The sequence below is a fragment of the Prevotella merdae genome, from assembly GCF_900290275.1.
Classification (GTDB): Bacteria; Bacteroidota; Bacteroidia; order Bacteroidales; family Bacteroidaceae; genus Prevotella; species Prevotella merdae.
On sequence record NZ_LT985323.1, the window covers coordinates 676,550 to 693,051 of the forward strand.

The window sequence follows — 16,502 nt, forward strand, 5'->3', positions numbered from 1 at the left end:
AATATAAAATAGCTATCTTTGCAATAAACAAAGCATAACATAACATAAACAAAACTATACCAATATGGAAAAGACTCTTATTCTTCTCAAACCATGCACCGTACAGCGCCGTCTAATAGGCGAAGTTATCAACCGCCTTGAGCGCAAAGGCTTGCGCATTGTTGGCCTTAAGATGATGCAGCTCGACGATGCAATCCTCAACGAGCACTATGCTCACCTCGTAGACCGTCCCTTCTTTCCGTGGCTTACAGCCTCAATGAAGTCGGCTCCCGTTGTGGCAATATGTGTTGAGGGTAATAGTGCAGTAACTGTAGTGCGCAATATAGTTGGCGCTACCAATGGACGCAAGGCTGCACCTGGAACAATACGTGGCGACTACTCTATGAGTGGCCAGGAGAATATCATACATGCTTCTGATTCTATTGAGACAGCCGAGATAGAAATGAAGCGATTCTTCCGTGAAGGCGAGATATTCGAGTATCCAGACCCACTGCACGACTTCCTTTATGCTCCTGACGGAGATTAATGGTAAGAAAAAGAAAAACAATAATAAGCAAAAATGGAAAAAGTAATCATTAACAGTTATCACGAGTTTGCCGCACTTCTTGGCAAGAACATTGGTGTTTCCGACTATGTTGAACTCTCGCAGGAGCGTATCAACCTATTTGCCGATGCCACACTCGATCACCAGTGGATTCACGTAGACACAGAGCGTGCAGCCGTTGAAAGCCCGTTCAAGTCGACCATAGCACACGGCTACCTTACTCTATCTATGTTACCTTATCTGTGGAACCAGATTATCGAGGTAAAGAACCTCAAGATGATGGTGAACTATGGAATGGACAAGATGAAGTTTGGCCAGGCAGTAAAGTCGGGTGAACACATTCGCCTCGTAGCCGACCTCCACTCTATCGAGAATCTGCGCGGCATTGCCAAGGTACAGATAAAGTTTGCCATAGAGATTAAGGAGTCGCCTAAGAAGGCTCTCACCGGCATCGCAACATTCCTCTACTACTTCGAGTAAAGGTAGAAAATGGACATACAAGAATTCAACAACACACAGTGGAGCCGTAATGTCATACTTGTAGACGGCGACTATGTAGACTCGGTGGCATTCGACCTCACTGTTAACTTCGAGCGCATGCTTGGACGCCGAATAAACAAAGCTGATACAGCACGATGGATAGACTGCATCGCACTTGACGGTGGAATGCGTGAAGGACGCGACTCAAACGGCGAGACACAGGTTATATTCATACATTCAAAGGACAAGCAACAGCTCGACAACTTCAACCCAGGCTCTTACGAGAACAACCTCAACGCTATGGCTTTCAAGGACTCGCTTGGCGAATTTATAATAAGTTCATACCCAGTTGAGGAAGTGGTCAAACACGACGACTTCTTTCTCGATATCCTCAAGACTGTGGTAAACCACAAGGATGTGCACCGTGTTATGGCCATACCCAATGCCGAACATCATGCCCTTTGGGACGCATTGCGCCATGTTTTGCGCGACATCGATGACGAGGAGAAGCGTGTAACACTGTTTGCAATGCAACCAATGGACGGTGGCAACTTCAAGCAAGAAATCCTCGGATTCTCTCTGATGAACGCCCTTGGAATACGAGGCGACGAGCTGAAGTAATGTTCATCCAACATAAAGTATAGACGACCTTTAGGTCTCATTATTTCTATCAAAAAGAAAAACAAATTAACAACTATAACAAAAGAAACGACAATGGGAAAAGTATTAATGATTGGCGCTGGTGGCGTCGCTACCGTTGCAGCGTTCAAGATTGCACAGAATGCTGACGTTTTCACCGACTTTATGATTGCAAGCCGCACCAAGGCTAAGTGCGACAAGATTGTAGAGGCCATCGGCAACCCTAATATCAAGACAGCGCAAGTAGATGCCGACGACGTTGAGCAGCTTAAGGCTCTATTCAACGATTACAAGCCTGAGCTGGTTATCAACCTTGCTCTGCCATACCAGGATCTTACCATCATGGAGGCTTGTCTTGCTTGCGGATGCTCTTATCTCGATACTGCCAACTATGAGCCTAAAGACGAGGCTCACTTCGAGTACTCATGGCAGTGGGCTTATAAGAAGCGCTTTGAGGATGCCGGTCTTACTGCAATTCTTGGTTGCGGTTTCGACCCAGGTGTTACAAGCATCTTCACTGCATATGCTGCCAAGCACCACTTCGACGAGATTCAGTATCTCGACATTGTTGACTGCAACGCTGGCAACCACCACAAGGCTTTTGCCACTAACTTCAACCCAGAGATCAACATACGCGAAATTACACAGAAGGGTCTATATTGGGAAGACGGCAAGTGGGTTGAAACCGCTCCGCTCGAAATACACAAGTCTCTGACATATCCTGAGGTTGGTCCTAAGGAGAGTTACTTGCTACACCACGAGGAGATAGAGAGTCTTGTTAAGAACTATCCTACTATCAAGCGCGCTCGCTTCTGGATGACATTCGGTCAGCAATATCTTACATATCTTGACTGCATACAAAACCTCGGCATGTCGCGCATCGACGAGATTACATACGAGGCTCCGCTTACCGACGACCCAACCAAGAAGGTTAAGGTAAACATCGTACCTCTGCAGTTCCTTAAGGCTGTGTTGCCTAACCCACAGGATCTCGGCGAGAACTACGATGGACAGACATCTATCGGTTGCCGCATCCGTGGTTTGAAGGACGGCAAGGAGCAGACCTACTACGTATATAACAACTGCTCGCACGAAGCTGCCTATAAGGAGACTGGTATGCAGGGCGTAAGCTACACCACCGGTGTGCCTGCAATGATTGGCGCTATGATGTTCTTCAAGGGTCTGTGGCGTAAGCCGGGCGTTTGGAACGTTGAGGAGTTTGATCCAGATCCATTCATGGAGCAGCTCAACAAGCAGGGCCTGCCTTGGCATGAGATATTCGGTGGCGACCTGGAGTTGTAATTCTAAACTCAAAATTCAAAACTCAAAATTCCATTTATGGCAAAGACAGAAGAAATGTCGCTTGCTCAGGAGGGCAAACTAAAGGCTCTCCAGGCAGCGATGTCTAAAATAGAAAAAGACTTCGGCAAAGGCTCTATCATGAAGCTCGGCGACGAGCAGGTAGAGAACGTTGAGGTTATCCCTACTGGCAGTATAGGTCTTGATGCCGCTCTCGGCGTAGGCGGATACCCAAAGGGACGTATTATTGAGATATATGGTCCAGAGTCGTCTGGTAAGACAACTCTCGCCATTCATGCTATTGCCGAGTCGCAGAAGGCAGGTGGTATAGCAGCCTTTATCGATGCTGAGCACGCTTTCGACCGCTTCTATGCAGCCAAGCTTGGTGTAGATGTAGACAATCTATGGATTTCGCAGCCAGACAATGGCGAACAAGCTCTTGAGATAGCCGACCAACTTATACGCTCTTCGGCTATTGACATTATCGTTATCGACTCTGTTGCAGCACTTACACCTAAGGCTGAGATTGAGGGCGATATGGGCGACAACAAGGTTGGCTTGCAAGCTCGCCTTATGTCGCAGGCTTTACGCAAGCTCACCAGTACCATATCTAAGACCAACACCACATGTATCTTCATCAACCAGTTGCGCGAGAAGATTGGCGTAATGTTTGGTAATCCTGAGACTACAACTGGTGGTAACGCCTTGAAGTTCTACTCTTCAGTGCGCCTAGACATACGCAAGGTTACGGGCATTAAGGACGGCGACCAGATTATAGGCAATCAGGTTCGCGTCAAGGTAATCAAGAACAAGGTGGCTCCTCCATTCCGCAAGACCGAGTTCGAGATTATGTTTGGCGAGGGCATATCTAAGGTTGGCGAAATTGTAGACCTTGGTGTTGAATACAACATAATACAGAAGTCGGGCTCTTGGTACAGCTATAATGGCTCTAAACTTGCACAAGGTCGCGATGCAACCAAGTCGTTGCTTAAGGACAACCCCGAGCTTATGGAAGAACTTGAGGGTCTTATCAAGCAAGCTATAAGCGACCACCGCGAGGGCTAATGCTATTTGCGGTGTTCAAATCAAGACAAGCAAAAAAAAACAGTTGGATACACAAAAGCATCCAACTGTTTTTTTATTGCCTTCTTTTATTAAATAGGAATGAGCATTAACTGCGCACTTCCTCCACTTTGGTTTTCATTCCCTTTATCTTAGCTCCAGCTGCCAACTTAATAACGTTGCGAGCCACTCCACGCGCCACTGCCACGTAGGCATAACGCTCGTACACATCGATACGACCTATATCCGAACCCTTAAGCGAGCACGTCTTGCATAGGAAACCAAGTATATCACCTTTCGAAATCTTGTCCTTCTTACCCTTTCCTATATACAGTGTTGTCATACGTGGCACAGGTGGACAAGCCTTAGCATCAGGAACTACAAATTCCTCTGTATTCTCCTTTACATATTCGGGAAGAGTCTCCTCCGGACCTATTATCATAAAGGCACGACCAGTAGCCTCCCAACGACCAGTACGACCTACACGATGAATGTACTCGTCCTCTCCTACCGGCAGGTTATAGTGAATAACATTATTCACCTCGGGTATGTCGAGACCGCGTGCAGCAAGGTCGGTACCAACAAGAACGTTTACCGACTGGTTGGCAAAACGATATACAGCCTCCTCACGTTGGTCCTGATCCAGTCCACCATGCAGACAACTTACAGCCACACCCTTATCGGCAAGATATTTACCCACACGCTCCACACCGTCACGATAGTTCATGAATACAATGGTCTGCTGATTGCCAAAGGCATAAATCATACGCATAAGCGTGTCTATCTTGTCCTTCTCGGGCGACTTTACAGTATACAATCCTATTCGATCAGGTGTCTGCTCCTCGTCAATACGATAGTCGATGCGCTGTGTTCGTCCCATACGCACAAAGGCTGGCATTTCCTCAGCATCGGTTGCTGAAAGCAGAAGGCGACGCTCCACATTAGGCAGACTCTCCAATGCCTTCTGCATCTCGGCACGGAAACCCATGCGCAAGCACTTGTCAAACTCGTCTATAATAAGCCAGCGCACAGATTCTACCGAGAAGTTAAGTTTGTCAATATGGTCGTTCAATCTACCTGGAGTACAAAACACTACTTGTGGACGTGTGCGCATAATAGTGCGGTGTTCGTCCATAGTAGGACGTCCGCCATAAAGACATTCCGAACGCATGCCAGTGCCCATGCGTCTAAATACATCATTCGATTGCATTGCCAGCTCTCTACCAGGCACAATAACCACCGCCTGAACCTCGTCAAGTGCAGGGTCAAGCTTAGTTGCAAGTGGCAAGAGATAAGCAAGCGTTTTGCCGCTACCAGTAGGAGCCAATACTACGATATCCTTATCGCTGTGCAACACAGCCCCGATAGTATCCTGCTGCATATCGTTTAGCGCTTCGATACGCAGTTTCTGAAGTGTTGTTTCTATATTCATTGCATTATTTGTTTTTATTGCCAATAAGCTGTCTATCTATTGCCGACACACAGCCATCTTTTGCAAAGATACGTAGAATAAAATGAATTCTACAGAAACGCAACAAAAAATGTTGAGATAGCATTAATTAAAAACACATTAAAGGATTGTGAATAAAAAAAGAAAAAAAACAGGATGTAGAGTGATGAACCAAATAAAAATATTAATTTTGCAATGGACATACCTATTTTAATAAGGCAACCGAAATAAATTAATAAGGCTACCCAAAATAAGACAAACAGTATATAGATGGAGCGAACTGGAATATTCGTCGGGTCGTTCGACCCATTCACTATAGGACACGACTCGGTGGTAAAACGTGCTGTAAAGATGTTCGACAAGCTTGTTATCGGCGTTGGCGTTAACGAGAGCAAGCGATATATGCAAACTGCCGACGAGCGCGTTGAGGCCATAAGGCGTCTATACAAGGACGATAACCGAATAAGTGTGGAGAAGTATAGCGGACTTACTGCCGAATTTGCACGGCAAATGAGTGCTGAGTTTATTGTAAAGGGAGTGCGCTCTGTAAAAGACTTTGAGTTCGAACGCGAGCAAGCCGACATAAACCGCCGACTTACAGGAGTAGAGACTGTGCTTCTGTATGCCGAGCCAGGCATGGACAGCATATCATCATCTGTAGTGAGAGAACTTACACACTTCGGCTACGACTGCAGCCAATTCCTACCTAAAGTTCAGGAATAAAGAGATAAGTATAAATTTAAAAAAACAGATTTATGATTACATATAATGTAGACGGCGTGAAGATGCCGAAGATTAGGAAACGTGACACATCAGCATGGATACGTGCCGTAGCTGCTACATACCAGCTTAAGGTTGGCGAGATTGGCTATATGTTTGTGGATGACGAGAAGATTCTCGAAGTAAACAACGAATACTTAGGTCACGACTATTACACAGATGTCATAACCTTCGACTACGACGAGCCCGGCATTGTAAGTGGCGATATCGTTATATCGCTCGACACCGTGCGCACCAATGCCGAGAAGTTTGGCAAGGAATACGATGACGAGCTGCACCGTGTCATAATACACGGCATTCTGCATCTCTGTGGCATCAACGACAAAGGACCTGGCGAGCGCGAAATAATGGAGGCCGAGGAAAACAAGGCACTTGCTCTGCTTGCCGAAATGAAGAAGTAATAAAAATATAGGAGGTATGGTCCACTAACCATATCTCCTACATCATTATCTATATTTGCTATATTATTTATATCTGTCCAGCCTCTACCTGCCTTACTATGCGCTCCGTAAAGCGGTCTACACCATTAGGGTCGTACTTCTTGGTGAGCGAGGCACCAAATAGCGAGGCAAATGCCTGATAAAATCCGGCACGTATCGGACCGAGAAACGCCTGTATCAACTGATACGATGACGAGTCACACTCGCGGTAAATTAGTTTTATTAGCAACTTGCCCTGCGAGTAGGTCAGTTTTTTCATGCGTGGAGTATAACGCTTGCGTATATCCTTCTCCACAAGTTTCATGTGCTCTTCCTTAGCCTTCTTGTTTGGCAATGTCTGCAGATAGTCGTATGTCTCGATTATAATGGCATTCACTTCCTTGGCAATAGGCAACACCTTCTTGATATTAGCCACCAGGCGATTGTATGCCAGGCGTTGACGTGGGTCGGCAAAGGTTAGCTTGGGATAAATATACAGCGCGTTAAGCTCTACATATTGTATGCTGTCGCCATCGACAAGGGCCTTGCTCACTTTTACCATCGGCACAAATGTTGGCGATGATTGGTCGGCATTGCTTTTGCTGTCGACATCGTCAGTATCGACGGTTGACGTGTTTTGCCCATAAGCAGCGCCAAGGCTGAATAGGCACAACAATAATATAACTATATGTTTTGCTTTCATAACTGGGTGCAAATGTACACAGAATATTTGGAATTGAGAGAGTTAATTGAGTAAACTATATTAAACCATTACATTTTTTATTTATCACTAAGATGAAAAGATTCATACTCACTGCCTCAATAGCCCTTCTTGCTATTGCGGCAAGCGCAGTACCCGCAAAACGTGGACAATGGCGCAACGTACAGCTTGCCAACGGAAATACTGTTCGTGTTCAACTCGTAGGCGATGAGCACATGCACTACTATGCAAGCGAAGACGGAACACGCTATTCGTTCGACTCTACCACCGGATTCTATTATCCTATTAGCGACGTACAGATGGCTTCCAAACTTAAGCGTGCAGCCATACGCCGACAGGATATTGCCAACAAGAAACGACCATACAGACTGGGCAATATCGACAAGAATGTATTCCAAGGCACTAAGAAAGCTATTGTTATTCTGGCTGAATTTACAGACAAAAAGTTTAAGGCTGCCAACAACATGGCACTATACAAGAAAGCCATCAACGGCATAAACTATAACGAAGCGCCTTTCAACGGTTCGGTACGCGACTATTTCCGTGCGCAAAGCCACGGACAGTTTGATATCGACTTTGATGTTGTGGGCGTATGTCCACTTAAAGGCAATTATGCCGAATATGGAGCAAACTACAGCGACGAAGACGAGCCCTATGCCTACAAAATGATTGTGGAAGCCTGCCAATGGGCACACAACAATGGCACCGACTTCTCTAAGTACGACTGGAACGGCGATGGATACGTTGACCAGGTGTATGTGCTGTATGCCGGATTGGGCGAGGCTGACGGTGGCGACGTCAATACCGTATGGCCACATATGTTCTACCTTACTTATACCAACTATAAGAAACCGCTGACACTTGACGGTGTAAACATCGATACATATGCATGCGGACCTGAATTGCAGGGCGGTGGCAGCAACAATGGCGTGGGTACTTTCTGCCACGAATTTTCTCACTGTATGGGTTTCCCTGACCTTTACGACTATAACGGCAAATGGTATGGCATGGGACACTTCGACCTTATGGACTCTGGAAGCTATAATGGCAGTGGATTCTTGCCTGCTGGATACAGCGCTGCCGAGAAGAGCGATTGCGGATGGATTGAACTGAAGGACATGACAGACATTACCGAGACTGTAAACATCACGGATATGGCTCCACAGACTCAAGGAGGCGATGCATACATAATCAAGAACAAGGGCAACGAGGATGAGTTCTACGTTGTAGAGTATAGAGCACAAGAGGGATGGGATGCCGAACTGCCTAACCAAGGCATTATGATTACACAGATTGACTATGATGCCGATGTCTGGGAATACAACTGCACCAACACAAAAGATTACTACTACAAGGGCAACCAGAAGCTTTTGAACAACCACATGCGTTGGACTATAAAGCGTGCCGACAATTCTTCAAGCTATTTCAGTGACGGCCATGCTCTGTACCCATACAATAGCAACAACAAGCTTACAAGCTCATCCAAGCCTGCCGCAAGCTTGTATACCGCCAACAGCGACGGTACAAAATTCCTGAACGTAAACATAGAGAATATGGCCTTAGCCGACGACTATTCTACGGCTTCTCTATCGTTCGTTCCCAAGAAAGACAGTGGTTCGGAGGACAAGCCCGTTATTCCAGAGGGCAATTATCTATTCTATGAGTCGTTCAACAAGAATAAGGGTACTGGCGGTAACGACGGTCTGTGGAGCGGTTCTATAGCAAGTACACAGAAGCTGAATAACGACAACGAGGGCTGGACAAGCGCTAACGACAAGATATATGGTGCCAACAAGTGTATCAAATTGGGTACTACTAATTATTCAGGCACAGCAACATCACCGGCTTTCACCGTCAACGGCACAGCAACCCTTACATTCAAGGCTGGAGCATGGAATACAACCAATGACGGCACCACACTTACAGTATCGACATCTAACGGCTCACTCGGCCAGACATCATTCAACATGACACGTGGCGATTGGACTAACTTCAGTACCACTATCAACGCTAATGGCAACGTGAAGCTTACATTCACTACATCTGCCAAACGTTTCTTCCTCGACGAGATTATGGTAACTGCCACCGCAACTGGCATTGCATCAACAACTGCCGACATTGCCAAGACTACCGTAATTGGATACTTTGCACTCGACGGCACACGCTTACAGAGCCCAAGAAAGGGTGTCAACATCGTGAAGTATGCTGATGGAAGCTCTAAGAAAATTGTTATGATGTAAACAGGTTGTTCACCTCAATTTATGAATACGTTATCATTGGCTTACGAAAACGTTATCGATCAACTATAAATACGTTTTCGTTGGCAAATGATAACGTATTCATTTTTTCACTAAATAGTAAGCAAGTGTAAAGATACTAAATCAGTTTCAATTCAACGACCAACCTACTGCCTTTAATTTTGACCTTTACAATGATGAAAAGTAAAAAATCGTGGAGATATTCTTCTTTGTCCAATAATTTGACAACTGTGTCTAATTATTGGACATTCTGTTTTATGAGACTTCTGTGCTAATCTTTTGACTATCAGTAGAATTGTAGTTTTGGCACAGCCATTGTCCTCATTATATAAAAATGAAGACGATTATGAAAAGAATAATAATACTGATAGAATGGATACTTGTTGCGTCAGTAGTCTCGGCACAGAGCTGGAGCCTTGACGACTGCATGAAGTATGCCGTAGGGCATGCTACTGATGTGAAGCGTGAGACTATCAACGCACGCCAACGCAAGCAAGACTACCAACATGCTGTGGCTGCTTTCTTGCCTACTGTAGCAGGTGGAGTGCAGGGCCAATATGCTTGGGGACGAAACATCGACCCTGAGACTAACACATATAATAATGTGACAACATTCAACAACTATTATCAGCTTTATGCCGAACTGAATGTATTTGACGGTTTCGCCACTATAAATGCTTTCAAGCAGGCTCGATTAAGCCGTGACTTTTCTGCTACGGCGATGCAGAAGGCGCAGGACAATATAGCTATCGATGTGATGCAGAAATATGTGGATGCTGTATACGCTGAGGCAAGCATACAGATAGCAAGCGAGAAGTTGAGTGAGAGCCGACGTATGCTGGCTAAGATGCAACGTCTGTATGAATTGGGCGAGAAAGGACGCCCGGATGTGGTGCAGATGGAATCGCAGGTGGCTGAAGACGAATACAGTCTTACGCATCAGCAGAATATGGCAAGGCAGAGTCTGCTTGCTTTGAAATCGGCTATGAATTATCCCGTAGGTGATGAACTGAAGTTGGATATTCTGTCAAAGGATAAGGAGAAAAGTCTTGCATCATGTCAGCTGACTATAGGCGATAAGCCGAACTCTGAAAATATCTATCAGAGTTTCCTGAATATCTCTCCCGATATGAAGTCGGCAGAGTATGAGGTGGAGTTGGCACGATATGACTATAAGATAGCAAAAGGCAGATTGCTGCCCTCGCTCTCGCTCAGTGGTGGCATCACCACCAACTATTACAAGAATCTCTCTCTGAAAGGGCAATACGATGGATTTGCCTCGCAGTTTCGCAATAATCGAGGCGAATACCTCGCATTGACCCTTTCGATACCTATTTATAATAGCGACCGTTGGCACAGCATGAAGAAGGCACGCAACAACTGGCAACTGGCTCAGGTGAATCTCGAAGAAACCCGTCGCAAGCTTCACGACCAAATAGCCCAAGCAATAATGGATGCAGAAGGCTACGCCAAGGAATTGCATCAGATGCAGAAGAAGGTAGCCTCCGATTCGATTGCCTATCACATGTCGAGCCTTAAGTTTGAGGAAGGAATGCTTTCCACCTTCGACCTTCATACCTCAGCACAAACGCTTCTTGAGAGTAGAATAAAAGAGCTCCAGATGCAAATGCTGCTCGTCATCAAACAAAGGTTAGTGGGGTATTACCAAGGAGAAAGACTAATAAAATAATTGAACTTTCGCAAGTTCTGAGAATTCAGAAGTTAAAGGAGTTAAGAAGTTAAGCCAAATGCTTTTAATGCTATAAATAAAGCAAAAAACCAATGGTTTCGCTCGGCTTTGCCACTTGCTTGCAAGAACTTCTTAGCGACCATAGGGCGCGAAGTTTCCTTGAGCATCGCGAAAAACTCCTTAACTTCTTAACTACTTTCACTTGCGAAACTTAAGTAAAATAAATAGAACACAATTGGATTTTTCACTCTTCACTTTTCACTCTTCACTTAAATTATGGACATTAAAATAGAAAAGAAAAAATATCTCGTGCCCCGTAAGTATTGGGTATGGATAGCAGGAGGAGCTGTTCTGATAGCAGTCCTCGTATGGTTGGGCTTGGGCAATTTCTCTTCCACGTTGAAGGTGGACAGAAAAGGCTTGAGCATAGGAAATGTAGAGAAGGCACAGTTCAACGATTATGTATCTGTGGACGGACAGGTGGTGCCTATCTCCGTTGTGCAAATCAGTTCGGAAGAAGGTGGTATTGTTTTGGATAAAGTAGTAGATGAAGGTGCTCATGTGAATAAGGGCGATGTACTTGTGCGACTGAGCAATTCTAATCTCGACCTTGAGATACTGAATGCCGAGAGCGAACTTGCCGAAAAGCAGGACATGCTTCGCAACACTCAAATATCAATGGAACAAGACCGACTGAACAATAGCAACGAGGAGCTTACGCTTTCGCAGGATGTCATCACCAAGCGTCGAGCCTATGAGCATCAGGAGACTTTGCACAAGGAAGAACTCAATTCACGCGAGGAGTATCTCAAGGCAAAGGAAGCTTACGAACTTGCCGTAAAGAAGCATGCGCTCATTAGCAAGCGGTTGAAGAAAGACGCACAGCTCCGCCGTTCGCAGATGGATCAGATGGGCGATAATCTGGAAGCCATGCAGAAGAATGTGCAGCTGGTTCGCCAACGCAAGGAGAAGCTGAATATCCGCAGCACTATTTCGGGCGAGATTGGTTTGCTGGATGTGGAGTTGGGACAGAGCATCCAGGCTGGACAGAAGATAGGAGTAATTAACGATCTCAGCGATTACAAGGTACAGGCGCAGGTGGATGAGCATTACATCGACCGTGTGAAGCCAGGCCTTAATGCCTCTTTCGTACAGAACGGCAAGCATTATCTTCTGCAAGTCCGCAAGGTTTATCCCGAAGTAAGAGACGGCAGGTTCCGCATCGACTTCATCTTCAAAGGCGTACGCCCAGACAATATCCGTACAGGTCAGACATATTACGTGGATTTGCAGCTCGGACAGTCGAAGCAGGCAATAATCATCCCTAAAGGCACGTTTTATAGTGTAACGGGTGGTCAATGGATTTTTGTTTTAGACAAGAGTGGCAAGAAGGCTTATCGCCGGAAGATTACCATCGGTCGCCAGAATCCTCAATACTATGAGGTGATAGAAGGTTTGGAGCCGGGTGAGCAAGTCATCGTCAGCGGCTATGAGGCCTATAAGGATAATGATGTATTAGTGATTAATTAGTAGTGATTAATTGGGCTAACGCCCTTGAAACAGAATATTGATATGAATAATATTATTAACGCATTCAAGAATCTCCCTCGAAGGGGCCAGCACAATTTCGTGAAGATTTTGTGTCTGGCGCTCGGACTGGCAATCAGTTCGGTGATTATCGCCGAGATTTATTTCGAGCAGACCTATGATACGTATTTCCCAGGATGGGATAGGACGTATATGATTTCGGAAGTGGGTAGTAACCAAGGCGAAACTTTGAAGTTTAACCAAACTTCAGGAGCTACCGCTCAAGGTGTAAAGCAATATGCGCCTATGGTGGAAGCAGCCACCCGTACTGACTTTTTTCATAACGATGCCCAATGCAAGATGGAAGACCAGAACGTCGTGTCTGCCAATATCTTGATGGCAGACAGTTGTTTCTTCGATATCTTTCCGCAGAAGATATTGGTGGGCAATGCCAAGCAGATATTGTCCCAACCGTTGTCTTGCCTTATAGATTCAGAAACAGCAGCAAAGATTGGCGGCAATGTCGTAGGCAAACATTTCACGCTTCCCAATTATCCGGGAACAACTTTTACTATCTATGGGGTTTTCGAAGAGTTTCCATGGGGTTCATCTTTGCATAACATCCAGATTATTCTGTCAATGTCCAGTACGCCATACGTATATTCTTATGATGGTAGAGACCAATGGGTTGGAAATGATCGATATTCTTCATACATCCGGTTGGCAAAGGGACATGATGCAAAAGAACTCAAGCCTTACGTGAATAAGATGCGAGAGGATCATTTTCCTCTGAAGGAGTTGAAGAATATGGGAGTGGAACTCAACTACGATTTCACAGTGTTAAGTGATGTTTACACACAAGACCCTTACATCAAGAAGATGGGGTGGATTATGTCTATTGTGGCTTTTGTCCTCCTTTTTACTTCGGTGATGAACTATCTGCTTATCATCGTGGGCAATTTGGTAAGCCGTTCTCGCGAGATGGCTGTCCGAAAGTGCTACGGTGCCAAACCAAAGAACATTCATGCCATCATCTTCTCCGAGGCTTTGGTGCATGTGGGGTTGGCTGTTGTTCTTGCCATTGTTCTTGTGTTCCTTTGCAAGGGTACGATAGAGAATTTTCTCTCGGCTCCGATAAGCACGTTGGTGTTTAATCGTGGCAGCTGGATATTGGTGACGATTTGTCTTTTGGTATTGCTAATTGGCGGCTTGGTGCCAGGTTGGCTTTACAACAAGATTCCTGTTGCCATAGCTTTCCGTGGCTATAATGAGAACCGCAACCGATGGAAACTTGCTTTGTTGGGCATCCAGTTCGTTATCTCAGGTTTGCTGTTCAGTCTGCTTTACATCGTGAATGGTCAATACCAGCTGATGTTGGGGCTCAATCTTGGATATGATTATGATAATGTTGCGATAGTTTCGATAGATGCCAGCGATGCTAACCAACGCCAGCAATGTATGGCTGAAATCAGACGAATGTCGAATGTCAAGGATTGTTGTTCTGCTTACTCTGTTCCGCTAAACGCGTATAATCGTGGTGGTAATATGGTTGGAATACCAGGCGATGATAATAACACCATTAATATCATGGAGATGTCGGGAGTGGACGACAATTACTTTAAGATGATGAACATTCCTATCGTTCAGGGGTCGTTCTTTACTGACAGAAGTGACAGCTGCCGTCAGGTAATCATTGATGAGCGATGTGCTGAGAAACTCATCAAAACGTGGCATTGGAAGGACGGAGTTGTAGGCAAGCAAATTACTTGTACGGGACATGACGAAAACGTTTTCACAGTCTGTGGCGTATGCAAAAACGTTCGTTGGGGTGATGTAGGAACCAGTGGAGATATGATGAATGATTTCCCCGTATTGTATTTCTATTCACTCAAGAGGTCTTTCTATATATTAGTTAAGTTTAATGAACTGCAGGACGAATCGTTGGCGGAGTTGCAATCGAATGTGCAGTCGATGTATCCTAACAATAAGGTCATCGTGAAGAGTTATGCCTCTGAATTGGCTAACCAGTATTCTTCCCAGCTTAATTTCCGCAACGGCATACTCGTGGCAGGCATCGTGACGATGATTATCGCACTCTTCGGATTGGTGGGATATACGAGTGATGAGGTGAACCGCCGCCGCAAGGAAATTGCGATAAGAAAGGTGAATGGAGCTAAGGTGAATGACATCCTGCGCATCTTCCTTAAAGGTATTATGAAGATAGCCTTGCCTTGCATCATCGTGGGAGACATTGGGGCTTGGCTTATAGCCAGACAATGGCTGATGTCGTTCAGCGAGAAGATTTCGATCACACCTTTACTCTTTATATGTGTTACGATTCTGCTGCTCGTCATCATCGCCCTATCAGTAATCATCAACTGCTACAAAGTGGCTAATAGTAATCCGGTGAAGTATCTCAAGGATGAATAAAATAATCGGGAGTTAAGGAGTTAAGAAGTCAAGGAGTTAAGACAATAGTCTTTTCTCCTATATTCCTAACTTTTAGCAAGACAAGCATCTCTTTAACTCCTTAATTTCTTTAACTTCAAAAAAAATAATAAAATGATAAAAGTAGAAAATCTTTGCAAGTCGTTCCGCACAGAGGATGTGGAGACTATAGCTTTAAATAACGTATCGTTCACCGTGGAGGACGGTGAGTTTGTAGCCATCATGGGACCGTCAGGTTGTGGCAAATCCACTTTGCTCAATATCTTTGGTTTGCTCGACAACCCTACATCGGGGAAATACTTCTTGGGCAATCATGAGGTTGCTGACTTGAAGGAAAACGAACGCACGGATGTGCGCAAGGGCGAAATAGGCTTTGTGTTCCAGAGCTTCAATCTGATTGACGAATTGACTGTTGAGGAGAACATCGAGCTTCCTCTTACTTACCTCAATATTCCGAAGGCTGAGTGCAAGGTAAAGGTGCAAGCCATCATGAAACGCATGGCCATCAGTCATCGTGCCAAACATTTCCCTCATCAGCTTTCGGGTGGTCAGCAGCAGCGAGTAGCCATTGCCCGTGCCGTGGTCTTTGGTCCGAAGCTCATCCTTGCCGATGAGCCTACTGGTAATCTTGACTCAAAGAATGGAGCTGAGGTAATGCATCTGCTTACTGAGCTAAACCACGAGGGCACCACCATCGTCATGGTAACGCATAATGAGCACGACGCCAAGATTGCCCATCGCATCATCCGATTGTTTGATGGACAAGTAGTGGAGGCGGATGGCAATCAGTAGTTATTTGACTAAGTCTAATATGGTTTTTATAAAATCGTGTGATAAGCCAATTATTTCCAGGATGTCATTCTCGGAAATTTCGTAGGCACAGTTGTAATCGGCTTTTTGCCTTAACTGGAACATACGGGCGAGGAAACTGCCATAAGAGATATCTACGATACCAGTCCTTACGAAGTGTAAACTAAATTGGGTGTTAATGCCGGCATGAGTGTGGGCGTTGACACCTTTTGCTATGAATAGAGCTTGTACGGCATGAAAACAGGCATAATAATAGCGATTGGCAGCTAAATCCCAATGCTTTAGTTCAACCATTTCATCTGCTTGGGTTAAAAAGCGCTTGGCTTTTTCTACTTGCAGACTGATTAATGTGTCTTTGTTGGCTTGATCCATAAA

Annotated in this window: 15 protein-coding genes; 12 read left to right on the forward strand and 3 right to left on the reverse strand. The window is 45.2% G+C overall.

The window, feature by feature from the left end:
• Positions 1 to 64: 64 nt before the first annotated feature.
• The 5 genes from ndk to recA all read left to right on the forward strand — a co-directional run bounded on the left by ndk (position 65) and on the right by recA (position 4,027).
• Positions 65 to 526, forward strand: coding sequence for a nucleoside-diphosphate kinase (gene ndk, locus C9991_RS02705; protein ID WP_106811076.1), 462 nt, complete (start codon positions 65 to 67; stop codon positions 524 to 526).
• Between the two features lie 33 nt (positions 527 to 559).
• Positions 560 to 1,024 carry a MaoC family dehydratase gene (locus C9991_RS02710; RefSeq protein ID WP_106811077.1) on the forward strand — a complete coding sequence of 155 codons (465 nt, stop codon included), beginning with the start codon at positions 560 to 562 and terminating at the stop codon, positions 1,022 to 1,024.
• 9 nt (positions 1,025 to 1,033) lie between these two features.
• Positions 1,034 to 1,645 (forward strand): DUF6621 family protein, encoded by a 612-nt coding sequence (locus tag C9991_RS02715; RefSeq protein ID WP_106811078.1) that lies wholly within the window; start codon positions 1,034 to 1,036, stop codon positions 1,643 to 1,645.
• 93 nt (positions 1,646 to 1,738) lie between these two features.
• A complete protein-coding gene (locus C9991_RS02720; RefSeq protein WP_106811079.1) occupies positions 1,739 to 2,965 on the forward strand; it encodes a saccharopine dehydrogenase family protein in 1,227 nt (408 codons plus the stop codon).
• A 36-nt stretch (positions 2,966 to 3,001) separates the two neighbouring features.
• The gene (recA, locus tag C9991_RS02725; protein WP_106811080.1) at positions 3,002 to 4,027 is read left to right on the forward strand and encodes a recombinase RecA; all 1,026 of its coding nucleotides are present in this window, start codon (positions 3,002 to 3,004) and stop codon (positions 4,025 to 4,027) included.
• Between the two features lie 106 nt (positions 4,028 to 4,133).
• Here the strand turns inward: recA and C9991_RS02730 are convergent, their stop codons facing one another.
• Entirely contained in the window at positions 4,134 to 5,456 is a 1,323-nt protein-coding gene (locus C9991_RS02730) for a DEAD/DEAH box helicase (RefSeq protein ID WP_106811081.1), read from the reverse strand.
• 288 nt (positions 5,457 to 5,744) lie between these two features.
• Here C9991_RS02730 and coaD point away from each other — a divergent pair, with 288 nt between their 5' ends.
• Positions 5,745 to 6,197 (forward strand): pantetheine-phosphate adenylyltransferase, encoded by a 453-nt coding sequence (gene coaD / locus C9991_RS02735; RefSeq protein WP_106811082.1) that lies wholly within the window; start codon positions 5,745 to 5,747, stop codon positions 6,195 to 6,197.
• A gap of 32 nt (positions 6,198 to 6,229) precedes the next feature.
• Positions 6,230 to 6,655: an rRNA maturation RNase YbeY gene (gene ybeY / locus C9991_RS02740; protein WP_106811083.1), complete on the forward strand. Its 426-nt coding sequence runs from the start codon at positions 6,230 to 6,232 to the stop codon at positions 6,653 to 6,655.
• Positions 6,656 to 6,722: 67 nt separating this feature from the next.
• On the opposite strand, the gene C9991_RS02745 is transcribed toward ybeY, so the two are convergent.
• Entirely contained in the window at positions 6,723 to 7,376 is a 654-nt protein-coding gene (locus C9991_RS02745; protein WP_106811084.1) for a DUF4294 domain-containing protein, read from the reverse strand.
• A 92-nt stretch (positions 7,377 to 7,468) separates the two neighbouring features.
• Between C9991_RS02745 and C9991_RS02750 the strand changes: the two genes are divergently transcribed.
• From C9991_RS02750 to C9991_RS02770, 5 genes are all read left to right on the forward strand, one after another.
• Positions 7,469 to 9,634, forward strand: a complete 2,166-nt coding sequence (locus C9991_RS02750; RefSeq protein ID WP_106811085.1) for a M6 family metalloprotease domain-containing protein — start codon at positions 7,469 to 7,471, stop codon at positions 9,632 to 9,634.
• A gap of 364 nt (positions 9,635 to 9,998) precedes the next feature.
• On the forward strand, positions 9,999 to 11,342 hold the full coding sequence (locus C9991_RS02755; RefSeq protein ID WP_106811728.1) for a TolC family protein: 1,344 nt from the start codon (positions 9,999 to 10,001) through the stop codon (positions 11,340 to 11,342).
• Positions 11,343 to 11,618: 276 nt separating this feature from the next.
• Positions 11,619 to 12,872 carry an efflux RND transporter periplasmic adaptor subunit gene (locus C9991_RS02760; protein WP_106811086.1) on the forward strand — a complete coding sequence of 418 codons (1,254 nt, stop codon included), beginning with the start codon at positions 11,619 to 11,621 and terminating at the stop codon, positions 12,870 to 12,872.
• A gap of 42 nt (positions 12,873 to 12,914) precedes the next feature.
• On the forward strand, positions 12,915 to 15,299 hold the full coding sequence (locus C9991_RS02765; RefSeq protein ID WP_106811087.1) for an ABC transporter permease: 2,385 nt from the start codon (positions 12,915 to 12,917) through the stop codon (positions 15,297 to 15,299).
• A gap of 132 nt (positions 15,300 to 15,431) precedes the next feature.
• Positions 15,432 to 16,109: an ABC transporter ATP-binding protein gene (locus C9991_RS02770; protein WP_106811088.1), complete on the forward strand. Its 678-nt coding sequence runs from the start codon at positions 15,432 to 15,434 to the stop codon at positions 16,107 to 16,109.
• Here the strand turns inward: C9991_RS02770 and C9991_RS02775 are convergent, their stop codons facing one another.
• Complete coding sequence (locus C9991_RS02775; RefSeq protein ID WP_106811089.1) at positions 16,110 to 16,499, reverse strand: HEPN domain-containing protein; 390 nt, start codon at positions 16,497 to 16,499, stop codon at positions 16,110 to 16,112. It lies immediately after the preceding gene.
• Between the last annotated feature and the right edge of the window lie 3 nt (positions 16,500 to 16,502).

Bases quoted from the DNA above. Each gene is read 5' to 3' on its own strand.
- ndk (WP_106811076.1), top strand. From the start codon at position 65: ATGGAAAAGACTCTTATTCTTCTCAAACCATGCACCGTACAGCGCCGT.
- C9991_RS02710 (WP_106811077.1), top strand. From the start codon at position 560: ATGGAAAAAGTAATCATTAACAGTTATCACGAGTTTGCCGCACTTCTT.
- C9991_RS02715 (WP_106811078.1), top strand. From the start codon at position 1,034: ATGGACATACAAGAATTCAACAACACACAGTGGAGCCGTAATGTCATA.
- C9991_RS02720 (WP_106811079.1), top strand. From the start codon at position 1,739: ATGGGAAAAGTATTAATGATTGGCGCTGGTGGCGTCGCTACCGTTGCA.
- recA (WP_106811080.1), top strand. From the start codon at position 3,002: ATGGCAAAGACAGAAGAAATGTCGCTTGCTCAGGAGGGCAAACTAAAG.
- C9991_RS02730 (WP_106811081.1), bottom strand. From the start codon at position 5,456: ATGAATATAGAAACAACACTTCAGAAACTGCGTATCGAAGCGCTAAAC.
- coaD (WP_106811082.1), top strand. From the start codon at position 5,745: ATGGAGCGAACTGGAATATTCGTCGGGTCGTTCGACCCATTCACTATA.
- ybeY (WP_106811083.1), top strand. From the start codon at position 6,230: ATGATTACATATAATGTAGACGGCGTGAAGATGCCGAAGATTAGGAAA.
- C9991_RS02745 (WP_106811084.1), bottom strand. From the start codon at position 7,376: ATGAAAGCAAAACATATAGTTATATTATTGTTGTGCCTATTCAGCCTT.
- C9991_RS02750 (WP_106811085.1), top strand. From the start codon at position 7,469: ATGAAAAGATTCATACTCACTGCCTCAATAGCCCTTCTTGCTATTGCG.
- C9991_RS02755 (WP_106811728.1), top strand. From the start codon at position 9,999: ATGAAAAGAATAATAATACTGATAGAATGGATACTTGTTGCGTCAGTA.
- C9991_RS02760 (WP_106811086.1), top strand. From the start codon at position 11,619: ATGGACATTAAAATAGAAAAGAAAAAATATCTCGTGCCCCGTAAGTAT.
- C9991_RS02765 (WP_106811087.1), top strand. From the start codon at position 12,915: ATGAATAATATTATTAACGCATTCAAGAATCTCCCTCGAAGGGGCCAG.
- C9991_RS02770 (WP_106811088.1), top strand. From the start codon at position 15,432: ATGATAAAAGTAGAAAATCTTTGCAAGTCGTTCCGCACAGAGGATGTG.
- C9991_RS02775 (WP_106811089.1), bottom strand. From the start codon at position 16,499: ATGGATCAAGCCAACAAAGACACATTAATCAGTCTGCAAGTAGAAAAA.